The 214-nt window shown below is 71.0% G+C and carries 1 protein-coding gene; it reads left to right on the forward strand.

The features are described 5' to 3' along the window. Positions 1-14: 14 nt before the first annotated feature. Positions 15-214 (forward strand): hypothetical protein (locus HP550_RS23240; RefSeq protein WP_425484399.1); only part of this gene is annotated, 200 nt, incomplete at its 3' end.

Consider the following 214-nt stretch of genomic DNA (forward strand, 5'->3'; position numbering starts at 1 on the left):
AGCAGGTGGTGGGGATGGCGCGGGTCGCGTCGCGGCCGGACTTCGCTCGGGCGTTGGCTCGCTGGGTCGCCGCGCAGGATCCGGGTGCGTTGGAGGCCGAGCATGAGGTGCAGCGTCGGGAGCGGTTCTTCTCGTTGTCGGCTCAGCCGGGTGGGGTGTTCTTGAAGGGTCGCCTGGACCGGGTCGCCGGGGAAACCCTGCGGGTCGCGTTGGA

The sequence above is a fragment of the Cellulomonas humilata genome, from assembly GCF_013359775.1.
Lineage (GTDB): Bacteria > Actinomycetota > Actinomycetes > Actinomycetales > Cellulomonadaceae > Cellulomonas > Cellulomonas humilata.